This is a genomic window from Pseudomonas sp. SK (assembly GCF_012975065.1).
In the GTDB taxonomy this organism is placed as follows: Bacteria; Pseudomonadota; Gammaproteobacteria; order Pseudomonadales; family Pseudomonadaceae; genus Aquipseudomonas; species Aquipseudomonas anuradhapurensis.
This window is the reverse complement of sequence record NZ_CP051857.1, coordinates 4,188,627-4,214,213: the sequence shown is the minus strand read 5'-3', so window position 1 is coordinate 4,214,213 and position 25,587 is coordinate 4,188,627. Positions and strand designations below refer to the sequence as shown.

General features: G+C 63.5%; 25 protein-coding genes and 1 tRNA gene. 20 read left to right on the top strand and 6 right to left on the bottom strand.

Features of this window, described 5'->3' with window-relative positions; translation table 11 throughout:
• Positions 1–5 precede the first annotated feature (5 nt).
• From aspS to HG549_RS19235, 15 genes are all read left to right on the top strand, one after another.
• Positions 6–1,781: an aspartate--tRNA ligase gene (gene aspS, locus HG549_RS19305; protein ID WP_015271474.1), complete on the top strand. Its 1,776-nt coding sequence runs from the start codon at positions 6–8 to the stop codon at positions 1,779–1,781.
• A gap of 114 nt (positions 1,782–1,895) precedes the next feature.
• Positions 1,896–2,642 carry a YebC/PmpR family DNA-binding transcriptional regulator gene (locus HG549_RS19300; RefSeq protein WP_170031567.1) on the top strand — a complete coding sequence of 249 codons (747 nt, stop codon included), beginning with the start codon at positions 1,896–1,898 and terminating at the stop codon, positions 2,640–2,642.
• Positions 2,643–2,780: 138 nt separating this feature from the next.
• The gene (gene ruvC, locus HG549_RS19295; RefSeq protein WP_004375291.1) at positions 2,781–3,305 is read left to right on the top strand and encodes a crossover junction endodeoxyribonuclease RuvC; all 525 of its coding nucleotides are present in this window, start codon (positions 2,781–2,783) and stop codon (positions 3,303–3,305) included.
• 109 nt (positions 3,306–3,414) lie between these two features.
• On the top strand, positions 3,415–4,032 hold the full coding sequence (gene ruvA / locus HG549_RS19290) for a Holliday junction branch migration protein RuvA (RefSeq protein ID WP_170031565.1): 618 nt from the start codon (positions 3,415–3,417) through the stop codon (positions 4,030–4,032).
• Complete coding sequence (gene ruvB / locus HG549_RS19285; RefSeq protein WP_170031562.1) at positions 4,029–5,075, top strand: Holliday junction branch migration DNA helicase RuvB; 1,047 nt, start codon at positions 4,029–4,031, stop codon at positions 5,073–5,075. Before ruvA ends, ruvB begins: the two co-directional genes overlap by 4 nt.
• A 125-nt stretch (positions 5,076–5,200) precedes the next feature.
• Positions 5,201–5,653 carry a tol-pal system-associated acyl-CoA thioesterase gene (gene ybgC, locus HG549_RS19280; RefSeq protein ID WP_170031559.1) on the top strand — a complete coding sequence of 151 codons (453 nt, stop codon included), beginning with the start codon at positions 5,201–5,203 and terminating at the stop codon, positions 5,651–5,653.
• 2 nt (positions 5,654–5,655) lie between these two features.
• Entirely contained in the window at positions 5,656–6,351 is a 696-nt protein-coding gene (tolQ, locus tag HG549_RS19275; protein WP_170031555.1) for a protein TolQ, read from the top strand.
• A gap of 14 nt (positions 6,352–6,365) precedes the next feature.
• On the top strand, positions 6,366–6,818 hold the full coding sequence (gene tolR, locus HG549_RS19270) for a protein TolR (RefSeq protein WP_003254760.1): 453 nt from the start codon (positions 6,366–6,368) through the stop codon (positions 6,816–6,818).
• Positions 6,818–7,927, top strand: coding sequence for a cell envelope integrity protein TolA (gene tolA / locus HG549_RS19265; RefSeq protein WP_170031552.1), 1,110 nt, complete (start codon positions 6,818–6,820; stop codon positions 7,925–7,927). The genes tolR and tolA overlap by 1 nt, the downstream gene beginning before the upstream one ends.
• A gap of 26 nt (positions 7,928–7,953) precedes the next feature.
• A complete protein-coding gene (gene tolB / locus HG549_RS19260) occupies positions 7,954–9,225 on the top strand; it encodes a Tol-Pal system beta propeller repeat protein TolB (protein WP_189665511.1) in 1,272 nt (423 codons plus the stop codon).
• Between the two features lie 53 nt (positions 9,226–9,278).
• Positions 9,279–9,779: a peptidoglycan-associated lipoprotein Pal gene (gene pal / locus HG549_RS19255; RefSeq protein ID WP_015271469.1), complete on the top strand. Its 501-nt coding sequence runs from the start codon at positions 9,279–9,281 to the stop codon at positions 9,777–9,779.
• 6 nt (positions 9,780–9,785) lie between these two features.
• A complete protein-coding gene (gene ybgF, locus HG549_RS19250; RefSeq protein WP_170031546.1) occupies positions 9,786–10,592 on the top strand; it encodes a tol-pal system protein YbgF in 807 nt (268 codons plus the stop codon).
• A 160-nt stretch (positions 10,593–10,752) separates the two neighbouring features.
• Entirely contained in the window at positions 10,753–11,400 is a 648-nt protein-coding gene (gene queE / locus HG549_RS19245) for a 7-carboxy-7-deazaguanine synthase QueE (protein ID WP_170031543.1), read from the top strand.
• A 13-nt stretch (positions 11,401–11,413) separates the two neighbouring features.
• The gene (gene queC, locus HG549_RS19240) at positions 11,414–12,088 is read left to right on the top strand and encodes a 7-cyano-7-deazaguanine synthase QueC (protein WP_170031540.1); all 675 of its coding nucleotides are present in this window, start codon (positions 11,414–11,416) and stop codon (positions 12,086–12,088) included.
• 61 nt (positions 12,089–12,149) lie between these two features.
• Positions 12,150–12,225: transfer RNA gene (locus HG549_RS19235), tRNA-Lys, on the top strand.
• A 231-nt stretch (positions 12,226–12,456) separates the two neighbouring features.
• On the opposite strand, the gene HG549_RS19230 is transcribed toward HG549_RS19235, so the two are convergent.
• From HG549_RS19230 to HG549_RS19220, 3 genes are all read right to left on the bottom strand, one after another.
• Positions 12,457–13,416 carry a cation diffusion facilitator family transporter gene (locus HG549_RS19230; protein ID WP_170031536.1) on the bottom strand — a complete coding sequence of 320 codons (960 nt, stop codon included), beginning with the start codon at positions 13,414–13,416 and terminating at the stop codon, positions 12,457–12,459.
• A 153-nt stretch (positions 13,417–13,569) separates the two neighbouring features.
• A complete protein-coding gene (locus HG549_RS19225) occupies positions 13,570–15,633 on the bottom strand; it encodes a methyl-accepting chemotaxis protein (protein ID WP_170031533.1) in 2,064 nt (687 codons plus the stop codon).
• A 66-nt stretch (positions 15,634–15,699) separates the two neighbouring features.
• Entirely contained in the window at positions 15,700–17,052 is a 1,353-nt protein-coding gene (locus HG549_RS19220) for an APC family permease (protein ID WP_170031531.1), read from the bottom strand.
• A gap of 445 nt (positions 17,053–17,497) precedes the next feature.
• Here HG549_RS19220 and HG549_RS19215 point away from each other — a divergent pair, with 445 nt between their 5' ends.
• Both HG549_RS19215 and nadA read left to right on the top strand, forming a co-directional pair.
• The gene (locus tag HG549_RS19215) at positions 17,498–19,006 is read left to right on the top strand and encodes a YdgA family protein (protein WP_170031528.1); all 1,509 of its coding nucleotides are present in this window, start codon (positions 17,498–17,500) and stop codon (positions 19,004–19,006) included.
• A 214-nt stretch (positions 19,007–19,220) separates the two neighbouring features.
• Positions 19,221–20,279 carry a quinolinate synthase NadA gene (gene nadA / locus HG549_RS19210; RefSeq protein WP_170031525.1) on the top strand — a complete coding sequence of 353 codons (1,059 nt, stop codon included), beginning with the start codon at positions 19,221–19,223 and terminating at the stop codon, positions 20,277–20,279.
• Positions 20,280–20,387: 108 nt separating this feature from the next.
• Here the strand turns inward: nadA and HG549_RS19205 are convergent, their stop codons facing one another.
• Positions 20,388–21,824, bottom strand: a complete 1,437-nt coding sequence (locus HG549_RS19205) for a M48 family metalloprotease (RefSeq protein ID WP_170031522.1) — start codon at positions 21,822–21,824, stop codon at positions 20,388–20,390.
• Positions 21,825–21,946: 122 nt separating this feature from the next.
• On the opposite strand from HG549_RS19205, the gene HG549_RS19200 reads away from it, so the two are divergent.
• Complete coding sequence (locus HG549_RS19200) at positions 21,947–22,186, top strand: sulfurtransferase TusA family protein (RefSeq protein ID WP_012273752.1); 240 nt, start codon at positions 21,947–21,949, stop codon at positions 22,184–22,186.
• Between the two features lie 19 nt (positions 22,187–22,205).
• Positions 22,206–23,276 (top strand): AI-2E family transporter, encoded by a 1,071-nt coding sequence (locus tag HG549_RS19195; protein ID WP_170031519.1) that lies wholly within the window; start codon positions 22,206–22,208, stop codon positions 23,274–23,276.
• Positions 23,277–23,392: 116 nt separating this feature from the next.
• Here the strand turns inward: HG549_RS19195 and HG549_RS19190 are convergent, their stop codons facing one another.
• Positions 23,393–23,866, bottom strand: a complete 474-nt coding sequence (locus HG549_RS19190) for a peroxiredoxin (RefSeq protein ID WP_170031516.1) — start codon at positions 23,864–23,866, stop codon at positions 23,393–23,395.
• A 9-nt stretch (positions 23,867–23,875) separates the two neighbouring features.
• Entirely contained in the window at positions 23,876–24,436 is a 561-nt protein-coding gene (locus HG549_RS19185; RefSeq protein WP_013973793.1) for a glycine cleavage system protein R, read from the bottom strand.
• 259 nt (positions 24,437–24,695) lie between these two features.
• Between HG549_RS19185 and dapA the strand changes: the two genes are divergently transcribed.
• The gene (gene dapA / locus HG549_RS19180) at positions 24,696–25,583 is read left to right on the top strand and encodes a 4-hydroxy-tetrahydrodipicolinate synthase (RefSeq protein ID WP_170031514.1); all 888 of its coding nucleotides are present in this window, start codon (positions 24,696–24,698) and stop codon (positions 25,581–25,583) included.
• Positions 25,584–25,587: the final 4 nt, after the last annotated feature.

Here is a 25,587-nt window from a genome sequence, read left to right as displayed (position 1 = left end):
CCATCATGATGCGCAGCCATTATTGCGGCCAACTGAACGAGAGCCTGGACGGCCAGGAAGTCACCCTTTGCGGCTGGGTCCATCGTCGCCGCGACCACGGCGGGGTGATCTTCCTCGACATCCGTGACCGCGAAGGCATGGCCCAGGTCGTGTTCGACCCGGATCGCGCCGAAACCTTCGCCGCTGCCGACCGCGTGCGCAGCGAGTACGTCGTGCAGATCACCGGCAAGGTGCGCAAGCGCCCTGAGGGTGCGGTGAATGCCAACATGGCGTCCGGCGCCATCGAGATTCTCGGCTACCAGCTGAACGTGCTCAACGAAGCGGAAACCCCGCCGTTCCCGCTCAACGAATACTCCGACGTCGGCGAGGAAACCCGCCTGCGTTATCGCTTCATCGACCTGCGTCGCCCGGAAATGGCCGACAAGCTGCGCCTGCGTTCGCGCATCACCAGCAGCATCCGTCGCTTCCTCGACGAAAACGGCTTCCTCGATGTCGAGACGCCGATCCTGACCCGGGCCACCCCGGAAGGCGCGCGTGACTACCTGGTGCCAAGCCGTACCCACGCCGGCAGCTTCTTCGCCCTGCCGCAGTCGCCGCAGCTGTTCAAGCAGCTGCTGATGGTCGCCGGCTTCGACCGCTACTACCAGATCGCCAAGTGCTTCCGTGACGAAGACCTGCGGGCCGACCGCCAGCCGGAATTCACCCAGATCGACATCGAGACCAGCTTCCTCGATGAAAGCGAGATCATGGGCCTGACCGAAAGCATGATCCGCAAGCTGTTCAAGGAAGTGCTGGACCTGGAATTCGGCGAATTCCCGCACATGACCTTCGAAGAAGCCATGCGCCGCTACGGTTCCGACAAGCCGGACCTGCGTATCCCGCTGGAACTGGTCGACGTCGCCGACCAGCTGAAGGACGTGGACTTCAAGGTGTTCGCCGGCCCGGCCAACGATCCGAAGTGCCGTGTTACCGCCCTGCGCCTGCCAGGCGGTGCCAGCATGCCGCGCAGCAAGATCGACGAGTACACCAAGTTCGTCGGCATCTACGGTGCCAAGGGCCTGGCCTACATCAAGGTCAACGAGCGCGCCAAGGGCGTCGAAGGCCTGCAGTCGCCGATCGTCAAGAACATCCCCGAGGCCAACCTCAATACCATCCTCGACCGCGTTGGTGCGGTTGACGGCGACATCGTGTTCTTCGGTGCCGACAAGTTCAAGGTGGTCAGCGAAGCCCTGGGCGCGCTGCGTATCCGCCTGGGCCACGACTTCGAGCTGCTGACCTGCGAGTGGGCGCCGATGTGGGTGGTCGACTTCCCGATGTTCGAAGAGAACGAAGACGGCAGCTTCACTGCGCTGCACCACCCGTTCACCGCGCCGAAGTGCACCCCGGAAGAGCTCGAGGCCAACCCGGCCGCAGCCCTGTCGCGTGCCTACGACATGGTCCTGAACGGTACCGAGCTGGGTGGCGGTTCGATCCGTATCCACCGCAAGGAGATGCAACAGGCCGTGTTCCGCCTGCTGGGCATCGAAGCGGCAGAACAGGAAGAGAAGTTCGGCTTCCTGCTCGACGCCCTGAAGTTCGGCGCTCCGCCTCACGGTGGCCTGGCCTTCGGCCTGGACCGCCTGGTCATGCTGATGACCGGCGCCCAGTCGATCCGTGAAGTGATCGCCTTCCCGAAAACCCAGAGCGCCGCGTGCGTCATGACCCAGGCCCCTGGCATGGTCGACGCCAAGGCCCTGCGCGAGCTGCACATCCGACTGCGCGAACAGACCAAGGTCGAGTAAGCAGTCCTCGGGCGCATCCACAGGGATGCGCCTTTGCGTTTCGGCGCAGGCAATTTCCCGTCCCGCCCCGTACAGGGGCGGGGCTGTTTGTGATTCAAAGGATTCGGAGTCGTTATGGCTGGTCATTCCAAGTGGGCGAACATCAAGCACCGCAAAGAGCGCCAGGATGCCAAGAGAGGCAAGATCTTCACCAAGTGGATCCGCGAGCTGACGGTCGCCGCCAAGCAGGGCGGCCCTGACCCGGCCTCCAACCCGCGCCTGCGCCTGGCGCTGGACAAGGCGCTGGGCGCCAACATGAGCCGCGACATCATCGACCGCGCCGTGGCCCGTGGTGCTGGCACCAACGAAAGCGACAACGTCGAAGAGCTCAGCTACGAAGGCTACGGCCCGGGCGGCGTGGCGATCATGGTCGAGGCCATGACCGACAACCGTAACCGCACGGCCGCTGCCGTGCGCCATGCGTTTACCAAGTGTGGCGGCAACCTCGGCACCGACGGTTCGGTGGCGTATCTGTTCGAGCGCAAGGGGCAGATCAGCTTTGCCCCCGGCGTGGAAGAAGATGCGCTGATGGAAGCGGCGATGGAAGCCGATGCCGATGACGTGGTGGCCAATGATGACGGCTCGTTCGAGGTGTTCACCTCGTTCAACAGCTTCTATGCCGTGCGCAATGCCCTGGAAGAGGCGGGGTTCAAGGCCGCTGACGCGGAAATCGTCATGCAGCCCACCACCAGCGCCGAACTTGACCAGGACGGTGCCGAGAAGGTGCTCAAGCTGATCGATATGCTCGAAGACCTGGATGACGTGCAGAACGTCTATTCCAATGCGCAGATCTCCGACGAGATCATGGAAAAACTCGGCTAAGATCGTCGCTTGGCCTTTCGGGCCTATTCGCGGGCAAGCCCGCTCCCACAGGGAGCGCACCAGGTTCAGGCCTGGCGCGTCCCCGGTGGGAGCGGGCTTGCCCGCGAATAGGCCGGTACATTTGAACATGCAGGCGCTATGACTCTGATTCTTGGTATCGACCCCGGCTCGCGCATCACCGGTTATGGCGTGGTGCGCCAGACCGCCCGCGGTTGCGAGTACGTGGCGTCGGGCTGCATCCGCACCGGCAGCGGCGAGCTGCATGAGCGGTTGCAGATCGTTTTCCGCGGCGTGGGTGAAATCATTGCCCAGCACGGCCCGGTGACCATGGGCATCGAGCGGGTGTTCATGGCGCGCAATGCCGACTCGGCGCTCAAGCTCGGCCAGGCCCGTGGCGCGGCCATCGTCGCTGCCGCCGAAGCCGGCCTGGAAATCGCCGAGTACAGCGCTACCCAGGTCAAGCAGGCGGTAGCCGGTACCGGCGGGGCCAACAAGGAACAGGTGATGATGATGGTCATGCACCTGTTGAAACTGACGCAAAAGCCGCAGATCGACGCCTCCGACGCCCTGGCCATTGCCCTGTGCCATGCGCATACCCGCTCCAGCCTGGTGCCGCACGGCCTGGCCACGGCGCGGCGACGCGGCGGGCGCTTGCGTCTGTAGGCGCTTCATGCCCTGATACACATTTTGTGCGGGTGATACGTGCACCCGCCGCATTTGCTGATAGGGTTGAGCGGTCTTTGACCGGCTCCCCGAGAGGAAGGATCGGAACGTGATTGGACGTTTGCGCGGCACCCTGGCGGAGAAACAGCCGCCGCACCTGATTATCGACGTCAACGGCGTGGGTTACGAGCTGGAAGTGCCGATGACCACGCTGTACCGTCTGCCCAAGGTGGGCGAAAGCGTCACCGTGCACACCCACCTGGTGGTGCGCGAAGACGCCCACCTGCTCTACGGTTTTGCCGAAAAGCGCGAGCGCGAGCTGTTCCGTGAGCTCATCCGCCTCAATGGCGTGGGGCCGAAGCTGGCGCTGGCGCTGATGTCCGGCCTGGAAGTCGACGAGCTGGTGCGCTGTGTGCAGGCCCAGGACACGTCGGCGTTGGTGCGCGTGCCGGGGGTCGGCAAGAAGACCGCCGAACGCCTGCTGGTCGAACTCAAGGACCGCTTCAAGGCCTGGGAAACCTCGCCAGCCATGTTCACCCTGGTCTCCGATGGGCCGCTGCCGGTCAGCAGCAGCTCCACGGCCGAGGCTGATGCCGTCAGCGCCCTGGTTTCACTGGGCTACAAGCCGCAGGAAGCCAGCAAGGCGATCGCCGCGATCAAGGACAAGGCTGGCCTGAGCAGTGAAGAGCTGATCCGCCGCAGCCTGAAAGGGATGATTACCAAGTGATCGAAGCCGACCGCCTGATCGCCGCCAGTGGCCGCGACCGTGAAGAAGTCCAGGACCGTGCGATCCGCCCGCTGCGGCTGGACGAGTACATCGGCCAGCCGGTGGTGCGCGAGCAGATGGCGCTGTTCATCCAGGCCGCCCGTGGCCGCAGCGAGTCGCTTGACCATACCCTGATCTTCGGCCCGCCGGGTCTCGGCAAGACCACCCTGGCCAACATCATCGCCCAGGAAATGGGCGTGTCGGTCAAGAGCACCTCGGGGCCGATCCTCGAGCGCCCGGGCGACCTGGCAGCCATGCTGACCAACCTCGAGCCGCACGACGTGCTGTTCATCGACGAGATCCACCGGCTGTCACCAGTCGTCGAAGAAGTGCTGTACCCGGCAATGGAAGACTTCCAGCTGGACATCATGATCGGCGAAGGGCCGGCGGCCCGCTCGATCAAGCTCGACCTGCCACCGTTCACCCTGGTCGGGGCCACCACCCGTGCCGGCATGCTCACCAACCCGCTGCGCGACCGCTTCGGTATCGTCCAGCGCCTGGAGTTCTACAGCGACAGGGACCTGGCCACCATCGTCAGTCGTTCGGCCGGCATCCTCGGCCTGGCCATCGAGGACCAGGGCGCCTACGAGATCGCCCGCCGGGCCCGTGGCACGCCGCGTATTGCCAACCGCCTGCTGCGCCGCGTGCGCGACTACGCCGAGGTGCGCGGCAAGGGCCAGATCACCAAGGCCGTGGCCGACATGGCGCTCAACCTGCTGGACGTCGACGAGCGCGGTTTCGACCATTCCGACCGCCGCCTGCTGCTGACCATGATCGAGAAATTCGACGGTGGCCCGGTGGGGGTGGACAACCTGGCCGCCGCCATCAGCGAAGAGCGTCATACCATCGAGGATGTGCTCGAACCGTACCTGATCCAGCAAGGCTACATCATGCGTACCCCGCGTGGCCGTGTGGTCACCCGGCATGCCTACCTGCACTTTGGCCTGAATGTGCCCGGGCGCCTGGGGGAGGGTGGGGATTTTTCCGAAACGGGCGATGACTGACAGATCGAAAACGGCTTTTCGTGGTCCTAGCGCTGGCACGCCGAGGGTGCGCTGGCAATAAGACATTAATGAAGAAAAAACAGTTGCCACAGCGGATTGGCAAGCTGAGGAGTAAGCACTAGAGTATGCGCGCGCAAAATGGCCTGGAACCGTTCGCACACCGTTGTCGCGTCTATTACGAAGATACCGATGCCGGTGGCGTGGTGTATTACGTCAACTACCTGAAATTCATGGAACGTGCGCGCACCGAGCGGCTGCGGCACCTGGGCTTTTCCCAGGCGCAACTGGCCGGGGAAAACCTGTTGTTCGTGGTCCATTCCAGCGAAGCGCGTTACCACGCGCCGGCGCGCCTGGACGACGAGCTGCGGGTCACCGCGCATGTCACTGAACTCAATCGCGCCAGCCTGCGCTTCGTGCAGCAGGTCTGGCGGGAAAAGGATGAAACGCTGCTCTGCGAAGGGCAGTTCCTGGTGGCCGCCGTGCGCGCCGACACTTTCAAACCCCGAGCCATACCCCCGGAGCTGCGCGACGCCTTTGCGGCGGACGGCTCGGGTAATCAATCGAACGCAGGAGAATAAGCGTGGAAGCTAACGTCGTCGACCATACCTCCATGTGGAGTCTGGTCAGCAATGCCAGCGTGGTGGTACAGCTGGTAATGCTGACCCTGGTGGCCGCCTCGGTCACTTCATGGATCATGATCTTCCAGCGCAGCACCATGCTGCGCGCCGGTCGTCGTGCGCTGGATGCCTTCGAGGAGCGCTTCTGGTCGGGCATCGACCTGTCCAAGCTGTACCGTCAGGCAGGCAGCAACCCGGACCCGGATTCCGGTGTCGAGCAGGTGTTCCGTGCCGGCTTCAAGGAATTCTCGCGCCTGCGCCAGCAGCCGGGGGTTGACCCTGACGCGGTCATGGAAGGCGTCGCCCGTGCCATGCGCGTGGCCATTTCGCGCGAGGAAGAAAAACTCGAGCAGAGCCTGCCGTTCCTGGCCACCGTTGGTTCGACCAGCCCGTACATCGGCCTGTTCGGTACCGTGTGGGGCATCATGAACTCCTTCCGCGGCCTGGCCAGCGCCCAGCAGGCCACCCTGGCCACGGTTGCCCCGGGTATCGCCGAGGCGCTGGTCGCCACTGCCATCGGCCTGTTCGCGGCAATCCCGGCGGTCATCGCCTACAACCGCTTCTCGGCGCGCAGCGAAGTGCTGATCGGTCGTTACTACACCTTCGCCGACGAGTTCCAGGCGATCCTGCACCGTAAAGTGCACACCAGCGAAGAGTAATCAGGTAGAAGCCCATGGCCCGAGTTCGCCACAAACGCAAGCCCGTCGCCGAGATGAACGTGGTGCCCTACATCGACGTGATGCTGGTGCTGCTGGTCATCTTCATGGTGACGGCGCCCATGCTCAACCAGGGCGTGAAGGTCGACCTGCCCAAGGTTTCCAGCGAAGCCTTGCCGCAGGACAACAACGTCCAGATCCTCACCATCTCCATCAAGGCCGACAAGACCTATTACTGGAACCTCGGCAGCGAAGTCGATACCGACAAGCAGATGGACAAGGCCATGACCTTGCCAGCCATGACCGACGCAGTGACCAAGATCATTGCTGCCGGCCGTGACCAGGGCAAGCAGACCCAGGTGTTCATTCGTGGCGACAAGGCTGTCGACTATGGCGCGGTCATGGGTGCCATGGGCGGGTTGCAGAAGGCCGGTGTCGGTAACGTTGGCCTGATTACCGAGGCGCCCTGATGCAACAGCGAGAGCCATCCGCCTCGGAAAGCTACTTCTGGCCCAGTATCTGGGCCATCGGCCTGCATGTGCTGGTGTTCGCCCTGCTGTTCGTCAGTTTTGCCATGACGCCTGAGCTGCCGCCATCCAAGCCGATCGTTCAGGCTACCCTGTACCAGCTCAAGTCCAAGAGCCAGGCGACCACCCAGACCAATCAGAAGATTGCCGGGGAAGCGAAGAAAACCGCTTCGCGCCAGACCGAGGTCGAGCAGCTGGAACAGAAGAAGGTCGAGCAGGAGGCCGTGAAGGCCGCGGAACAAAAGAAAGCCGACGCCGCTCAAAAGGCCGAAGAGGCCCGCGAGGCTGCCGAAGCCAAGAAAGCCGAAGCCGCTGCCGAAGCCGCCAAGGCTGCCGAGGCCAAGAAAGCCGCCGAAGCCAAGAAGGCCGAGGAGGCGAAGAAGGCCGCCGAGAAGCAGCAGGCTGACATCGCCAAGAAGAAGGCCGAGGAAGAAGCCAAGAAAAAAGCCGAAGAAGAGGCCAAGAAAGAGGCCGCTGAAGAGGCGAAGAAGCAAGCCGCCGAGGACGCCAAGAAAAAGGCGGCCGAAGAGGCCAAGAAGAAAGCAGCCGAGGACGCCAAGAAGAAAGCGGCAGCCGAGGAAGCGAAGAAGAAGGCAGCTGAAGAGGCCAAGAAGAAGGCCGCTGCAGACGCCCAGAAGAAAAAGGCACAGGAAGCGGCCCGCAAGGCGGCGGAAGACAAGAAAGCCCAGGCCCTGGCCGAGCTGTTGTCCGACACCACCGAACGGCAGCAGGCGCTGGCCGACGAGCAGGGTGACCAGGTGGCCGGTGACTTCGACGACCTGATCCGCTTGCGCGCGGCCGAGGGCTGGGCACGTCCGCCTTCCGCGCGCAAGGGCATGACGGTGGTCCTGCAGATCAACATGTTGCCGGACGGTACCATCACCAACGTCAGCGTGGCCCGGTCCAGTGGTGACGGCCCGTATGACAGTTCGGCGGTGGCTGCGGTGAAGAACATCGGTCGCCTGACCGAAATGCAGGGTATGAAGCCGAGCGATTTCAACCAATATCGTTCGTTCAAGATGACATTTACACCTGAGGATCTAGCGTTGTGATTAAACGTCTGAGAGGGCTGCTGGTCATGCTGTGCTGCGTGGCAGGCATGGCCGTGGCAGAGGAAAAGAACATCCTGGTCACCAGCGGCAGCGACCGGGCCACGCCCATCGCGGTAGTGCCGTTCGGTCTGCAGGGCGGCAGCGTGCTGCCGGAAGACATGGCCGACATCATCGGTAACGACCTGCGCAACTCCGGCTACTACTCGCCGATTCCGCGGCAGAACATGATCAGCCAGCCGTCGCAGGCCAGCGAAGTGATCTTCCGTGACTGGAAAGCACTGGGCGCACAGTATGTGATGGTCGGCAGCATCGTGCCGTCGGGCGGTCGCCTGCAGGTGCAGTACGCGCTGTTCAACGTCGCCACCGAGCAGCAAGTGCTGACCGGCAGCGTGGCGGGCAGCGTCGACCAGCTGCGTGACATGGCCCACTACATTTCCGACCAGTCGTTCGAGAAGCTCACCGGCATCAAGGGTGCGTTCTCCACCCGCATGCTGTACGTGACGGCCGAGCGTTTCTCCACCAACAACACCCGCTACACCCTGCAGCGTTCGGACTACGACGGTGCACGTGCAGTGACCCTGCTGCAATCGCGTGAACCGATCCTGTCGCCACGCTTTGCGCCGGATGGCAAGCGTATCGCCTATGTCTCGTTCGAGCAGAAGCGCCCACGCATCTTCATCCAGCACATCGATACCGGCCGCCGCGAGCAGGTCACCAACTTCGAAGGCCTCAATGGCGCACCAGCCTGGTCGCCGGACGGTACCCGCCTGGCGTTCGTGCTGTCGAAGGACGGTAACCCGGACATCTACGTGATGAACGTGGCCTCGCGCCAGATCAGCCGTGTCACCGCAGGCCCGGGTATCAATACCGAGCCGTTCTGGGGCAAGGACGGCAACACCCTGTACTTCACCTCCGACCGTGGCGGCAAGCCGCAGATCTACAAGCAGTCGGTCGGTGGCGGTGGTGCCGAGCGCGTCACTTTCGTCGGTAACTACAACGCCAACCCGAAACTGTCGGCGGACGAAAAGACCCTGGTGATGATCCATCGCCAGCAGGGCTTCACCAACTTCAAGGTTGCGGCCCAGGATTTGCAGCGCGGAAGTGTAAAGATTCTCTCGGAGACAAGTCTTGATGAGTCTCCCACTGTTGCGCCAAACGGCACCATGCTAATCTACGCCACCCGCCAGCAGGGCCGGGGAGTCTTGATGCTCGTGTCGCTTAATGGACGCGTGAGGCTCCCACTTCCTACCGCTCAAGGCGAAGTCAGAGAACCGTCCTGGTCCCCTTACCTGAACTGATTGCGGCGTAATACTTTTGCTTAACACACTGGGGTTTCATTAGGAGTTTCACGATGGAAATGCTGAAGTTTGGTAAATTTGCTGCGCTGGCTCTGGCCATGGCCGTAGCTGTAGGTTGCTCCTCGAAGGGCGGTGACAACGCAGGCGAAGGCGCTGCTGTAGACCCGAACGCTGGCTACGGTGCCAACGCTGGTGCTGTTGACGGCTCCCTGAGCGAAGAAGCTGCTCTGCGCGCAATCACCACCTTCTACTTCGAATACGACAGCTCGGACCTGAAGCCAGAAGCCATGCGCGCTCTGGACGTTCACGCCAAGGACCTGAAAGCCAACGGCAACCGCGTTGTTCTGGAAGGCAACACCGACGAGCGCGGCACCCGCGAGTACAACATGGCTCTGGGTGAGCGTCGTGCCAAGGCCGTCCAGCGCTACCTGGTTCTGCAGGGCGTTTCCCCTGCTCAGCTGGAACTGGTCTCCTACGGTGAAGAGCGTCCGGTTGCCACTGGCAACGACGAGCAGTCCTGGGCTCAGAACCGTCGCGTAGAACTGCGTAAGTAAGTTCTCATGCGTATGGGCCGCCGTGTAGTAACCGTCCTCGCACTCAGCCTGCCGCTCGCGGCCTGGGCTGAGGTTCCTGTAGTTGATGACAACGGGGGCAGTTATCCGCCCGCGGGTTATGGCACGAGCGGCGCCTATGCCGGGTCAGGGGCTTCGGCCCCTGCCTCTGCACAGGGCCAGCTGTTCATGCAGCTGCAACAGATGCAGGATCAGCTTTCCCGCCAGCAAGGCATCATCGAAGAGCTGCAGAACGATGTGTCGCGCATGAAGCAGGAAAACCTGGAGCGTTACCAGGACCTGGACCGTCGCATCAACAGTGGCGCCGCGCCTGCCGCGACCCCTGACAATTCCTCCGGTGGTGGTGCCTCCAGTGCCGCCCCCGATGCAGCAGCAGGTGCTGCTGCGCAACAACCGGCCGCCAGTAGCGAGCCCGGTGATCCGGCGAAAGAGAAGCTCTACTACGATGCCGCTTTCGACCTGATCAAGCAGAAAGACTTCGACAAGGCCAGCCAGGCGTTCAACGCCTTCCTGCGCAAGTACCCCAACAGCCAGTATGCCGGCAATGCCCAGTACTGGCTGGGTGAGGTGAACCTGGCCAAGGGCGACCTGCCAGCTGCCAGCCAGGCCTTCGCCCAGGTCAGCCAGAAGTATCCGAAGCACAGCAAGGTACCGGATTCGCTGTACAAGCTGGCCGATGTCGAGCGCCGCATGGGCCATACCGACAAGGTCAAGGGTATCCTGCAGCAAGTCATCAGCCAGTATCCCGGCACCTCGGCCGCGCAACTGGCGCAACGTGACCTGCAGAAGCTCTGAGCCGTACCGTTTGAAAGAAACCCGCGCCTGTCGCGGGTTTTTTCGTTAGAATCACTGCCCTTTTTTCGTAAACACGCTGTTGCGGATAACGCTATGTCGAGTCCGCGACAGTGCCTGACGGAGGCGGACAGCCTGTTTAGCTGTCACGCCCGTGGCGAGCATGCAAGACACATTACGCATCACCGAAGTCTTTTACTCTTTGCAGGGTGAAACACGAACGGCTGGGTTGCCCACGGTATTCGTGCGCCTCACCGGTTGCCCCCTGCGCTGCCAGTACTGCGACAGTGCCTATGCCTTCAGTGGCGGCACCCTGCGCACCCTCGATTCGATCCTGGAGCAGGTCGCCAGCTTCAAGCCGCGCTACGTCTGCGTGACCGGTGGCGAGCCATTGGCCCAGCCCAACGCCTTGCCATTGCTGCAGCGCCTGTGTGACGCCGGTTACGAGGTTTCGCTGGAAACCAGCGGTGCGCTGGATATTGCCGGCACCGATACCCGGGTCAGCCGTGTGCTCGACCTGAAGACCCCCGGCTCCGAGGAGTCGCACCGTAACCGCTACGAGAACATCGAGCAGCTGACCGGCAACGACCAGGTCAAGTTCGTCATCTGTTCCCGCGAGGACTACGACTGGGCGGTTTCCAAACTCATCCAGTACAACCTCGCCGAGCGTGCCGGTGAGGTGCTGTTTTCGCCCAGCTACCACCAGCTGAAAGCCAGCGAGCTGGCCGACTGGATTGTCGCCGACAACCTGCCTGTGCGCTTTCAGCTGCAGCTGCACAAGCTGCTGTGGAACGACGAACCCGGACGTTGAGGAGCAACTACACATGAGCGAGAAACGCGCAGTAATCCTGTTGTCCGGTGGCCTGGACTCGGCCACCGTGGTCGCCATGGCCAAGGCCGAAGGCTATAGCTGCTATACCATGAGCTTCGACTATGGCCAGCGCCACCGCGCCGAGCTGAATGCGGCCGCCCGCGTTGCCCGCGACCTGGGCGTGGTCGAGCACAAGGTGATTGGCCTGAACCTGAACGGCATCGGCGGCTCGGCTTTGACCGACAGCAGCATCGACGTGCCGGAAGCTCCGGGTGAAGGCATCCCGGTCACCTATGTGCCGGCGCGCAACACCGTGTTCCTGTCGCTGGCCCTGGGTTGGGCAGAAGTGCTGGAAGCCCGCGATATCTTCATCGGCGTCAACGCGGTGGATTATTCCGGCTACCCGGACTGCCGCCCCGAGTTCGTCGAAGCCTTCGAGCGCATGGCCAACCTGGCGACCAAAGCCGGTGTCGAAGGGCAGGGCTTCCGTATCCAGGCGCCGCTGCAGAACATGAGCAAGGCGCAGATCGTGCAGGCCGGCTTGGCCCGTGGCGTGGACTACAGCCTGACCGTTTCCTGCTACCAGGCCGATGATGACGGCCGTGCTTGTGGCAAATGCGACAGCTGCCGCCTGCGTGCCGAAGGCTTCAAGGCCGCCGGTGTTGCCGACCCGACGCGATATTTTTAAAAAAAGTTGTGGTGGGGTGTTGATTTCCCGTTAGAAATCAGTATTATACGCGCCATCCAACGGGTCGTTAGCTCAGTTGGTAGAGCAGTTGGCTTTTAACCAATTGGTCGTAGGTTCGAATCCTACACGACCCACCATACGCAGTACGTCAAAGCCCGCAACCGGCAACGGTCGCGGGCTTTTTCGTTTTCCAATGCCTAGATGCGATCGATCGGCTTGCGCCCGCTTGTAGGAGCGGCCTTGTGTCGCGATCGGGCCGCAAAGCGGCCCCAGCAGATCATGCGCTGCTGCTGAAGCCCGCGGGCTGCGTTGCATCCCTATCAGGACACAAGGCCGCTCCTGCACCGGGCGAGTGACCGTCAGCTGCTTTACTCAGCCCACTCCGGGTCCCCGGTAAACACCACCGTCAGCCAACGGTCCGGCCCTTCGCCACCCACCGCATCACCGATCTCGTTGCGCCACGCATCCCATTCATCGATGGTTTTCGCCGCCATGCCCTTGGGCACGATGAAGTACAGCTCGATCTCCCGCGAACGCCCGACCTTGGCCACATAGGCGCGGTACGACTGCAACCCGTGGCGCGCGACGAAAGCCTTGGCAACTTCATCCACATGCAGCTTGAGGTCGCCCGGCGTCACCAGGAAAATCTCCGAAAGCGCCTGGCGCACCACCGACATCGGCAGCGGCACGATCACCAGGCACACCAGCGCCAGCACCGCCGGGTCGATGTACGGCGACAGCCACTCCCATGGCGTGCCTTGCACGGCGTAGCCAAAGCAGAAGGCGATCAGCAGGGCGGCGGTGATGCTGGCCGACATTACCCAACCCTTGACGTCCATGCGCACGAAATCCGAGCCCAGCCTGCGGTTGGCGCGGGCCTCGATGACGGCAATGGTCACGCAGGCGATGACGGTCAGCACCGCGTAGACCATGGCGATGCCGAACTCCAGGTGGCGCCCGCCTTGCAGCAGGCTGCTGACGGCGTTGATCAGTGCGTAGATGGCCACGCTGCTGAGCAGGATGCCGTTCAGCGCCAGCACCATCGGCTCCAGGTGCCAGAAGCCCATGGTGAAGCGCTCGCGCAGCTTGCGCGACATCTGCACGCTGGTGGTGTGCGAAGTGATCAGCCTGACCACCACCAGCGACAGCCCGCTCATGCTGGCGTCGGCCAGCGAGTACACGCCATCGAAGATGATGGAGAACGAGCCGGAGGCCAGGCCGAAGGCGATACCGATAAAGGCAATGAACAGGGTGACGGCGATCGAGGTACGTAGCAGGCCCTGCTCGCTGGTGATGTCGAAGAAGGTAGATCTGGTTGCGGTTTGCATAAGATGTGCTCGGTAAAAACATTGATTCTGTATCGCCTGTCAGGGCCTCTTCGCGGGCTCGCCCGCTCCCACAGGTCCGGTGCCGCCTTCGGAGTCGGTACAAAACCTGTGGGAGCGGGCAAGCCCGCGAAAAGGCGCATTGGCCCTGACAGGTTAGACGCGGAACTGCTCCATCAGCGCCTGCTGCTGGTTGGCCAGCCGGTTCAGGGCCTGGCTGATGCGCGCCGATTCGTCGGCCTGGCCCGCCAGCGATTCGGTCACATCGCGAATGCCAGCCACGTTGCGGTTCACTTCCTCGGCCACCGCACTCTGCTCTTCGGCGGCCGAGGCAATCTGCAGGTTCATGTCGCTGATCACCGCCACCGCCTCGCCGATGCGCTGCAGCGCCGGCAGCGCCTGTTCCATGCGCGAGGCGCTGTCCTGGGCCTGGCGCTGGCCTGCATGCATGGCATCGACGACATCCTGGGTGCCTTGCTGCAAGCCTTCGATGACCTGGCGAATTTCCTCCACCGAGGTCTGCGTACGCTGGGCCAGGCCGCGCACTTCATCGGCGACCACGGCGAAACCACGCCCGGCTTCGCCGGCACGGGCTGCCTCGATGGCGGCGTTGAGCGCCAGCAGGTTGGTTTGTTCGGCAATGCTGCGGATCACCTCCAGTACCGAACCGATCTGCCCGCTGCGGTGTTCCAGCGCACGCGCTTCGCCCATGGCGTTGTCCATGTCGGCGGTGAGGCGGTCGATACCCTGGCGCGTACTGTCGATCAGTTGCAGGCCTTCGCGGCTGGCCTGGTCGGCAGCGCGTGCAGCCTGGGCTGCCTGCGAAGCGTTATGGGCGACATCCAGGGCGGTGGCGCTCATTTCGTTGGCCGCAGTGGCCACCTGTTCGATTTCACGGTGCTGTTGCTGCATGCCGTTGCTGGTCTGGCTGGCGATACCTGCCGACTGGTCGGCGGTGTCGCGGGCTTGCTGCAGTGAGCCTTTGACCTGGGCGATCACCGGCTGCAGCTTGTCGAGGAAGCGGTTGAACCAACCGGTGAGCTGGCCCAGTTCGTCCTGCCGGGCGTAGTCCAGGCGGCGGGTGAGGTCGCCCTCACCGCTGGCGATGTCTTGCAGGCGCGCCGCCACCGCCAGGATCGGCCGGGACACGCCGCGGGCAGTCAACCCGACCAGCAACAAGCCGGCTAGCGCAGCGCCCAGGCCCACCAGCAGGCTGATCAGGTTGGCGCTCTGGTTGTGCTTGCCCAGGCGCTGGTTGAGGGCGACGGCGGGGGCCTGCAGCGCGCTTTCCGGCACGTCCAGCAACACTTGCCAGGGAGCAGCGCCGGGTATCGGTGTGAAAGGGTGGGCCACGCGCAGCAGGCCTTCGGTGACCGTCTTGTCCATCGGATTGCCGAGCGTGCTGGCGTCGCGGCTGTTGCCAGCCAGCAGGCCAGTGGCGCTGGCAATACTGACCTGGCCCTGGCCGTCGAACAGTTCGCTGCGGCCGTCCAGGCTCAGCTGCTGCAGGTTGGCCAGGCCGATGTCCAGGCCGACCACACCGACCACCTTGCCATGCTCCAGCAGCGGCAGAGCGATGCTGGTCATCAGCACCTGGCGGCCATTCACCTCGTCGAGGTAGGGCTCCAGCACGCAAGCGCTGGCGGTGTCCTGCGGGCAGGTCAGCCAGCGGTTCTTGGCCACGCCATTGCTGCCGATGCCGGCATCGCCAAGCATCGATTCCGGCATGGCTTCGAACTCGAGGGTGCCGGGGCGGGGCTGGGACCAGTACAGCGAGAAGCGCCCGCTGTCATTGCTGCCTGCGGCATCCTGGCCGACATACTGGCTGTCCGGGCCAAGGGCGTCGGGCTGGAACACCAGGTACAGGCCGATCACATCCGGGTTGGCGCCCAGGCTGGCCTGGGCCTGGCGCGTCAGTTCGGCGCGCAGGTCGCTGCCGCCGCGGGCCTTGAGCACCTGCACCAGGCGGGCGAAGCCATTGGCGTACTGATAGGCGTCCATGAAATAGCGCTGGATGCGCAGCGCCTGGTTTTCGGCGAGGGTTTGCAGGCGCAGGCGTGCGCTGCTGTCGAGCATCTCGCTGCTGGCCTGGTTGACCAGTGCCGCGCTGCGCCGGGCCTGGGCCAGCGAGTTGGTCACCAGCAGGGCGACGATAGCCAGCAGGCACAGGCCGGCGAGCAGGGTGATTTTCCACTGGATGGAGAGGCGACGCAGCGGCATCAGGGCTTTCCTTTTCGAGCAAATGCAACGCCCGCGATCAGGCGCGGGCGTTGGCGGCAGCATGGGTCATTCAGCGATGTAGTTGGGCGGGGCGTCCCGGAACGCCTTGGTCAGCCAGGCCAGGTACAACAGGCCGAGCAGCGCCCAGACCCCACCGAACAGCAGCGAGTTGGCATTCAGGTCGAGCCACAGCGAGACGATGATGCAGAAGCCGATGGTGGGCACCACCAGGTAGGTCAGCTGGTTGGCCAGGCCCTGGCGCTTGCCTTCGCGCAGGTAGCAATGGTTGATCACCGACAGGTTGACGAAGCTGAACGCGACCAGTGCGCCGAAGTTGATGATCGAGGTGGCGGTGACCAGGTCGAAGAAGATCGCCGACAGCGAGATCAGCCCGACCACGGCAATGTTCAGCACTGGCGTCTTGTAGCGCGAATGCAGGCGGGCGAACAGGCTGGCCGGGATCACGTTGTCGCGGCCCATCACGTACAGCAGGCGCGACACGCTGGTTTGCGAGGCCAGGCCCGAGGCGATGGTATTGATCACCGTACAGGCGATGAAAATCGACTGGAACAGCTTGCCGCCGACATACAGGGCGATTTCCGGCAGGGCCGCTTCATGGTCGTGGAAGCGTGCCATGGTCGGGAAGTAGGCCTGGATGAAGTACGACACGGTGATGAACACCACGCCACCGATCAGGGCGGTGAGGAAGATTGCCCGCGGGATGGTCTTGCCCGGGTCGCGGGTTTCTTCGGACAGGCAGGTGACGGCGTCGAAGCCGAGGAACGAGAAGCACAGGATGGTCGCACCGGCGGCCAGGGCGCTGAGCTGGGTCTGGTTGTCGGCGAACGGCAGCAGGCTCCAGGCGGTACCCAGCCCTTCACCCTCGCCCAGGCCGCGCACGCACAGGTAGATGAACACGGCGATGATCGCCACCTGCACCGCCACGAACAACAGGTTGAAGTGCGCCACCAGGTTCACGCTGCGCATGTTGATCAGGCTGATCAGGGTGACGAAAGCGGCCACCCACATCCATTCCGGTACTTCCGGGAACATGGCCGAAAGGTACAGCTTCGCCAGCAGCGCGTTGACCATCGGCAACAGCAGGTAGTCGAGCAGCGACGACCAGCCGACCAGGAAGCCCATGTGCGGGTTGATGGCGCGCTGGGTGTAGGTGTAGGCCGAGCCTGATTGCGGGAAGCGTTTGACCAGGGTGCCATAGCTCACGGCGGTGAACAGGATCCCGGCCAGCGCCAGGATGTAGGCGCTGGGTACGTGGCCGGCGGTAATCCCGGAGACGATACCGAAGGTGTCGAACACGGTCATCGGCGTCAGGTAGGCCAGGCCGATGATGATCACGTGCCAGAGGCGCAGGGTTTTGCGCAGTTGGCTGTTGCCGGAAACGCTGTAGTCAGGCTGCATGCTGGCATGGCTCCTGCGACGGGGCGTAAACGACGGGCACGGGGTATTGCGCATGCGGCAAGGGCGAGCGGGTGGGCTCCATGTTGTTCACCTTTTATGTCGGAGCGGCGGGAGGCGCGTGGGGAGCGCGCAAAGTGGTGAAAATAAAAAACGATGCGTAGGTTGGTGTCAAGTTAAACATGACAAGATGTTACTGATTTGAAATATGTGTCGATAAAAACAGGTTTTTGTTCGGTTTTTGCGCGTTTTTTTGCGATTTTGATCAATTTGTGTGTTCGTAAAAATTTACAAGTAGTGAGCCGCCTTGCGGCGAATGTCAGGCCTTTCCCAAAACGCAATTTCTCCAGCTGGCCCAGCGCCATGCCTGGGGTTGCAGTGGTACTCTTGGCGTCCTGCGGCCCAGGGCCGCATACGAACCCCTTACGGACAGCAATCGGTTCTATTCATGAAGAAATCAGTTGGCATCCTTTCCGGCCTGGCTATCGCCATTGCCGTCGCAATCCCCGCTGGCGCCTGGTACACCGGCAAGCAGCTTCCCACAGAACTCGACAACGCCCTGTCGCGCAGCAACGCCGAACTCGACAAGGCGCTGGTGAGCACCGGCGGCAGCATGAGCATCGAGCGGGTGTCGCTGGAGCAGCATTGGTTCAGCAGTACCGCCCAATACCGGCTCAAGGCCCGGGACATCCGCCTGGGTGATGGCGAGGTGCTGAACTTCGACGTAGGCGTGACCGACCAGATCGAGCACGGCCCGTTCCCCTGGTCACGGGTCAAGGCGTTCAAGCTGATGCCGGTGCTGGCATTCAGCAGCAGCACGCTGCAGAAGGACGACTCCACCGCGCCGTGGTTCGCGGCCGCCGGCGAGCAGGCTCCGGTCAGCGCGCAGACCAGCCTGGGTTACGGCGGCAATGTGACCAGCCTGATCCAGCTGGCGCCGGTCAAGCTTGATGAAGCGGACGGCAGCCGCCTCGACTTCTCGGGCATGCAGCTGCAGGTCAGTGGTGACCAGCAAGGCAAGGCCTCGACCTTCAGCGGCCAGGCCGACCGTTTGCTGATGAAGCTGGTAAGCGATGACCAGCCGCCAGCCACGGTCGAGCTCACGGGCCTGAAGCTTAATGGCCAGTTGTCGGCTACCGGGCACGAGGCCATCTATGTAGGCAACGTCGACCTGGCGCTGGCCGAAACCAAGGTCACCCTGGGGCCCAAGCAGCAGGTGCTGCTGGTCAAGGGCCTGCAGCAGAATGTCCGGCAAACCCTGGAAGGGGCGGACACTGTCGGTGGCCGCGTGGAGTACAAGGTCGAGGATATCCGCTGGGATGACCGGGCGGTGGGCAAGGCGCAGATGGCGGTAAGCGTCTCTTCGCTCAATGCGCCGGCGCTGCAGGCGTTGTCGGCGTGGTATCAGTCGCACCTGCCGGAGTTCGAGGCCGCTGCAGCCGCCGGCGAGCCGATGCCGGAAATCCAGATGGACGAGGCAGAAAAAGCCCGGTTCCAGGCCGACCTGCAGAAGCTGCTGGCCGCCAAGCCGCGGGTGGCGGTGGAGAACCTGTCGTTCAAGACTGCCAATGGCGAAAGCCGCTTCGACCTGTCGATGGGCTTTGCCGCACCGGCCAGCTTCGACCTGCCACCCGATCAGCTCGGCAAGCAGCTGATCACCGAGGTGAAGAGCAAGCTGTCGCTGTCCAAGCCGATGATTGGTGACCTGGCGACCTTGCAGGCGCTGCTGGACGGCCAGACCGACGCCCAGGCCATCGCCCTGCAATCGAGCCAGGCCGGGGAAATGGTCGGGGTGATGGCGCTGCAGAGCGGCATGGCCACGGTGCAGGGCACCGATGTGGTGAGCAGCCTGCACTATGCCGACGGCATGGTCGACTTCAACGGCCAGAAGATGACCGTGGAAGAGTTCGCCATGCTCATGGCCTCGCACCTGGGCGCCCTGTCGCCGCAGGGTTGATCGCTTCTCCTGTGCCGGCCCGGTCGCCGGCACAGGCAACACAAAAACCGCTTTAGAAATCGCTGGATTATCTGTAGCCTTCGGCCTCCGATAATAATCCGCGCCCGCAGAGGGCCGTGGCGGCCTGTGTGCCGTCCGGCACCCTTGGCCGATCTGCCAGGGCCGGGTGATACACTCGATTTGACGCGCGCACGCGCCTGCAGGTCCAGCGATCATGACCCAGATTTCCGAACGCCTGTTGGTTCAGGCCCACCTCGACGCCAAGCAGCCCAACCCGCTGACAGCCGAGCAGGAGGCCGAATACCGTGCGGCCATTGCTGCCGAGCTCAAGGCGCAGAACGCCGTGCTGGTCGCCCATTACTACTGCGACCCGGTCATCCAGGCGCTGGCCGAAGAAACCGGCGGCTGCGTATCCGACTCGCTGGAAATGGCCCGCTTCGGCAAGAACCACCCGGCGCAAACCGTAGTGGTTGCCGGTGTGCGTTTCATGGGCGAGACCGCCAAGATCCTCACCCCGGAAAAGCGCGTGCTGATGCCGACCCTGGAGGCTACCTGCTCGCTCGACCTGGGTTGCCCGGTGGAGGAGTTCTCGGCCTTCTGCGACCAGCACCCCGAGCGCACCGTGGTGGTCTACGCCAACACCTCTGCGGCGGTGAAAGCCCGTGCCGACTGGGTAGTGACTTCAAGCTGCGCGCTGGAGATCGTCGAAAGCCTGATGGACAACGGCGAAACCATCATCTGGGGCCCCGACCAGCACCTGGGCCGCTACATCCAGAAGCAGACCGGCGCCGACATGCTGCTGTGGGACGGTGCCTGCATCGTTCACGAAGAGTTCAAGTCGCGCCAGCTGGCCGACATGAAAGCGCTGTATCCGGACGCGGCGATCCTGGTGCACCCGGAATCGCCCGAGGCGGTGATCGAGCTGGCCGATGCGGTCGGCTCCACCAGCCAGCTGATCAAGGCTGCCCAGACCCTGCCGAACAAGACCTTCATCGTCGCCACCGACCGTGGCATCTTCTACAAGATGCAGCAGTTGTGCCCGGACAAGGAGTTCGTCGAAGCCCCGACCGCCGGTAACGGCGCGGCGTGCCGCAGCTGCGCGCACTGCCCGTGGATGGCGATGAATACCCTGGAACGGGTGCTGGATTGCCTGCGCAAGGGTACCAACGAGATCTTCGTCGACCCGGCACTGGTGCCGAAGGCGATCAAGCCGCTGAACCGCATGCTGGACTTTACCCAGGCGGCACGCCTGAAGTTGTCCGGTAACGCCTGACGCCAGACCGCGTCGCTTTCTTCGCGGGCACGCCCGCTCCCACAGGTACTGCACCGCTTGTAAGGGCGGTGCAGTACCTGTGGGAGCGGGCGTGCCCGCGAATGGCCCTCAGCGCCCCATCATCTCCCGAACCATGCGCTGCTGTTCCATGATTTCGCGCTGGCGCTGGTCAATCTGCGCTGCCAGCGGGAAGTTCCCACCAGCCCGGCGCTTGGCGTAATCCAGCTGCTGGATCGCCTGGTCAAAATCCCCCACCAGCGTGAAGTATTCGGCCCGCGCCCGGTGCAAGCCGATGGTATTGCCCGACAAGCCACGCACTTCGGCCATGTCGTACCACACGTCCGGGTCATCCGGGCGGCTCTTCACCAGCTCGTTCAAGACCTTTTCAGCCTCGGCAGGCTTGTTCTGCTTCACCAGCAGGTCGGCACGTACCTGCTTCAACGGGTAGTTGCCCGGGTACAGCCCCTGCATGCGCTCGGCCCGCTGCTGTGCGTCGGCCAGGCGATTGTTGGTGATGTCCAGGTCGATTTGCGCCAGGTTGTAGGTGATGTCGTTAGGCGCTTTGGCCAGCAACGGCTTGAGGTTTTCCCGCGCTTCGTTGAGCTGGCCGCCTTTGATCTGCGCCAGGGCCAGGCCGTAACGTGCTGCGTCCAGCTTCGGGTCTTCATCCAGCTGGGCGCGGAAGCGCTTGGCCGCCAGCCCTGGGGTGCCTTCGTAGGTCAGTGCCACCCGCGCGCGGATCAGCTGGTAGCGCATGCTGTCCTCGACGCCGCCCTTGGGCGCCTGCTCGGCACGGTTGCGGGTGTCGGCGATACGCGATTCGGTCACCGGGTGGGTCAGCAAAAACTCCGGCGGCTTGGCGTCATAGCGGTATTGCCGCGCCAGGCGTTCGAACATGGTTGGCATGTTGCGCGGGTCGTAGCCGGCCTTTTCCAGGTTCTGGATGCCGATGCGGTCGGCTTCCTGTTCGTTCTGCCGCGAGAAGCGCCGCTGTTCCTGGATCGCCGCCGCCTGGGTGCCGGCGATCACGCCGATACCGGCATCGCCACCGCCGCCGGCTGCCAGCACGATACCGGCCAGCAGTGCCGCCATCATCGGCAGCTGCATGCGCTGCTGGGCCTCGACGCCGCGAGCGAAGTGGCGTTGCGACAAGTGCGCCAGTTCGTGGGCCAGTACCGAGGCGTACTCGCCTTCGGTCTGGGCGTTGAGGAACAGCCCGCCGTTGACCCCGACGATGCCGCCCGGGGCCGCGAAGGCGTTCAGTTCGCGGCTGTCGATGAGGATGAATTCCAGGCGCCGGTCCTGCAACTGGCTGGTTTCGGCCAGGCGGTACACGCTGGTTTCAACATAGTCCTTGAGCTGTGGATCGTTCAGCTGGTTGACCTGGCCACGCAACAGGCTCAGCCAGGCGCGGCCAAGCTGGTGTTCCTGTTGGGGCGAGACGATTGCGGAACTGGCGTCGCCCAGTGATGGCAGGTCGTCTGCATGGCCAGGGAGGGCCAACAGGCAGGCCAGCGTCAGCAGGGTAGGGCGCAGTAGATTCATGCATGAAACTCGCGTCGGTCAAAGATACCTACTGTAGCGGGCTCACACGTTGGCGACCAGTGGCGCTATCCTAGCCGACCCAACCAGGCCGCAGCCTGGCAACGCCTTTGGAGAGCCCCGCAATGAGTGACACCCTGACCTGTGACGCCGAGCTGGACGCCAGCGGGCTGAATTGCCCGTTGCCGCTGCTCAAGGCCAAGATGGAGCTCAACCGCCTGGCCAGCGGCGCGGTGCTCAAGGTGATCGCCACCGACGCCGGTTCGCAACGCGACTTCCGCACTTTCGCCCAGCTGGCCGGTCATACCCTGCTGCAGGAGACGGCCGAGGCTGGCACCTACACTTACTGGCTGCGCAAGGCCTGAGTCTTTCCAAGGATCGTCAATGTTCAAAGTGCTTCGCGACTGGATGCAGCGCTACTTCTCGGATGAGGAAGCGGTGGTGCTGGCGGTCTTGTTGTTCCTGGCTTTTACCGCAGTACTTACCCTGGGTGGCATGCTCGCACCGGTACTGGCAGGCATGGTGCTGGCGTTCCTCATGCAGGGGTTGGTCAATGCCCTGGAGCGCCTGCGGGTGCCGACCCGGTTGGCGGTGCTGCTGGTGTTCGCCCTGTTCATGGGCGCGCTGGCCGTGTTCATGCTGGTGCTGGTGCCGCTGCTGTGGCATCAGCTGATCACCCTGTTCAACGAGCTGCCAGGCATGCTCGGCAAATGGCAGTCGCTGCTGTTGCTGTTGCCCGAACGCTACCCGCACCTGGTGTCGGACGAGCAGGTGCTGCATGCCATCGAGTCGGTGCGCGGGGAAATCGGCAAGTTCGGCCAATGGGCACTGACCTTCTCGCTGTCCAGCCTGCCGCTGCTGGTCAACGCCATGATCTACCTGGTGCTGGTGCCGATCCTGGTGTTCTTCTTCCTCAAGGACCGCGAACTGATCGGCCGTTGGGTCAGTGGCTACCTGCCACGCCAGCGCACCCTGCTGAACCGCGTGGGCAGCGAGATGAACCGGCAGATCGCCAACTATATCCGCGGCAAGGGCATCGAGATCCTGATCTGCGGCATTGCCACCTACATCGCCTTTATCAGCCTCGGGCTCAACTATGCCGCGCTGCTGGCCCTGCTGGTGGGGCTGTCGGTGGTGGTGCCGTACGTGGGTGCAGTGGTGGTGACCGTGCCGGTGACCCTGATTGCGTTGTTCCAGTGGGGCTGGGGAGACCAGTTCATCTACCTGATGACGGTGTACGCGATCATCCAGGCGCTGGACGGCAACGTGCTGGTACCGCTGCTGTTCTCCGAGGCGGTGAGCCTGCACCCGGTGGCGATCATTTGCGCGGTGCTGCTGTTTGGCGGGTTGTGGGGGTTCTGGGGGATCTTCTTCGCGATCCCGCTGGCGACCTTGATCAAGGCCGTGCTGGATGCCTGGCCGCGGCAGGAGCCTAGTGTTTCGCCGATGCTTTGATGCAATTGGGGCCGCTTTGCGGCCCTTCGCGGGCACGCCCGCTCCCACAGGTTCCGGCTCGATTTCGCTGGGAGCGGGCGTGCCCGCGAAGGGCTGCAAAGCAGCCCACAGCAATCTCAAGCCTTGTTCAGGGCCTGGGCAGCAGCCAATACGGCATCCACATGCCCCGGCACCTTCACCCCACGCCATTCCTGGCGCAGCACACCATGCTTGTCGATCAGGAAGGTGCTGCGGTCAACGCCCAGGTATTCCTTGCCATACAGCTTCTTCAGCTTGATCACGTCGAACAGCTGGCAGAGGGCCTCGTCCTTGTCGCTGATCAGCTCGAACGGGAAGCCTTGCTTGGCCTTGAAGTTCTCGTGCGACTTGATGCCGTCGCGCGACACGCCGAACACCACGGTATTGGCCGCGGCAAAGGCGTCATGCTGGTCGCGGAAACCCTGGCCTTCGGTGGTGCAGCCTGGCGTGCTGTCCTTCGGGTAGAAGTACACCACCACCTGGCGGCCCTTGAGTTGGCCCAGGCTCACGGTTTGCCCGCTGGTAGCCTGGGCCTGGAAATCGGCGACCGGTTGGTCGAGTGCTACGGCCATGGTGGCTCCTTACATGGGGTTCTGTGGGCGCCAGGGCTCGATCAGCGCGTCCAGGTTCAGCGCATCGGCAAAGTCCAGGAACTGGTCACGCAGCCAGCTGATCTGGGTGCCGGCCGGCAGGATCACGGTGAACTGGGCATTGAGCATGCTGCTGCCGGTTTGCGGCGCCAGGTAGGTGTCGCAGGTCATGGCTTCCAGTTCGACGCGGTGGTCGAGGAAGAACTGGCACAGCTCGTTGATGATGTCCGGGCGGTAGGCGGCGCTGACATAGGCCACGTAGGGCAGGGCCTGCGGGCGCACTTCCTGGTCGGCGCTGCGCACCACGTCCAGGGTCAGGCCGTGCTTCTTGCCCAGGCCCGGCAGCATGGCTTCGAGGCGTGCCAGGGCATCCCAGCTGCCGCCCACCTGCAATACCAGGGCGCTGGTCTCGCCGTGGCGGCTCAGGCGCGAGGTGACCACCGCGCAGCGGTTCTCGAACGCAGCGCGGCTGAGGACGTTGGCCAGTTCCATGGGGTTCGGGCCCAGGGCACTGATGACAAGGAATTGTTCGCGGACGGTGGGGGTGGACATGCAGCATTCCTAAAGCGATGAGCGGTCGGCACAGGACGGGCGAAAGCCTCCTGTCGGCAGGGCCCGGGGCTCGCATGCGAGGTCGTGGACGCTGGCGGGGAGCAAGGTCGACGGCCCGGCGGGCCGCGCTGCACCGATCAAAGCATCAAGGGTAGCGAAATAAGGCGCCGAGGGGAATGCTCCGCCCGCCTGCTTCGCTTGTGCAAGGTCGATGCCCCCAGTACCATTACCGCTCTCTTTTTCCGGCAGGAGCAGTTACATGATTGCGGGCAGTATGGTGGCGTTGGTCACTCCCATGGATGCACAAGGGCGTCTTGACTGGGACAGCCTCGACAAACTTGTAGACTTCCACCTGGAAAACGGCACCCACGCGATCGTCGCTGTCGGCACCACTGGCGAGTCGGCCACGCTGGATGTCGAAGAGCACATCCTGGTCATCAAGCACGTGGTCGAGCGCGTCAAGCGCAGCAGCCGCCGCGTGCCGGTCATTGCCGGCACCGGTGCCAACTCCACTGCCGAAGCCGTGCACCTGACCCAGAACGCCAAGAGCGCCGGTGCCGATGCCTGCCTGCTGGTCGTGCCGTACTACAACAAGCCGACCCAGGAAGGCCTGTACCAGCACTTCAAGCACATTGCCGAAGCCGTCGACATCCCGCAGATCCTCTACAACGTACCCGGCCGCACCTCCTGCGACATGCAGGCCGAGACCGTGATCCGCCTGTCGAAGGTCAAGAACATCATCGGCATCAAGGAAGCCACCGGCGACCTGGCCCGCGCCAAGGCCATCCTCGATGGCGTCGACAGCGACTTCATCGTCCTGTCCGGTGACGACCCGACCGCCGTCGAGCTGATCCTGATGGGCGGCAAGGGCAACATTTCCGTCACCGCCAACGTCGCCCCGCGCGAAATGGCCGACCTGTGCGAGGCCGCCCTTGCGGGCAATGCCGAGAAGGCCCGCGCAATCAACGAAAAACTCATGCCGCTGCACAAAGACCTGTTCTGCGAGTCCAACCCGATCCCGGTGAAATGGGCACTCGTCGAAATGGGCCTGATGCAAAAAGGCATTCGCCTGCCGCTGACCTGGCTGAGCGAAGGCTGCCACGAAAAAGTCCGTACTGCCTTGCGCCAGTCCGGCGTACTGGTTTAAGAGG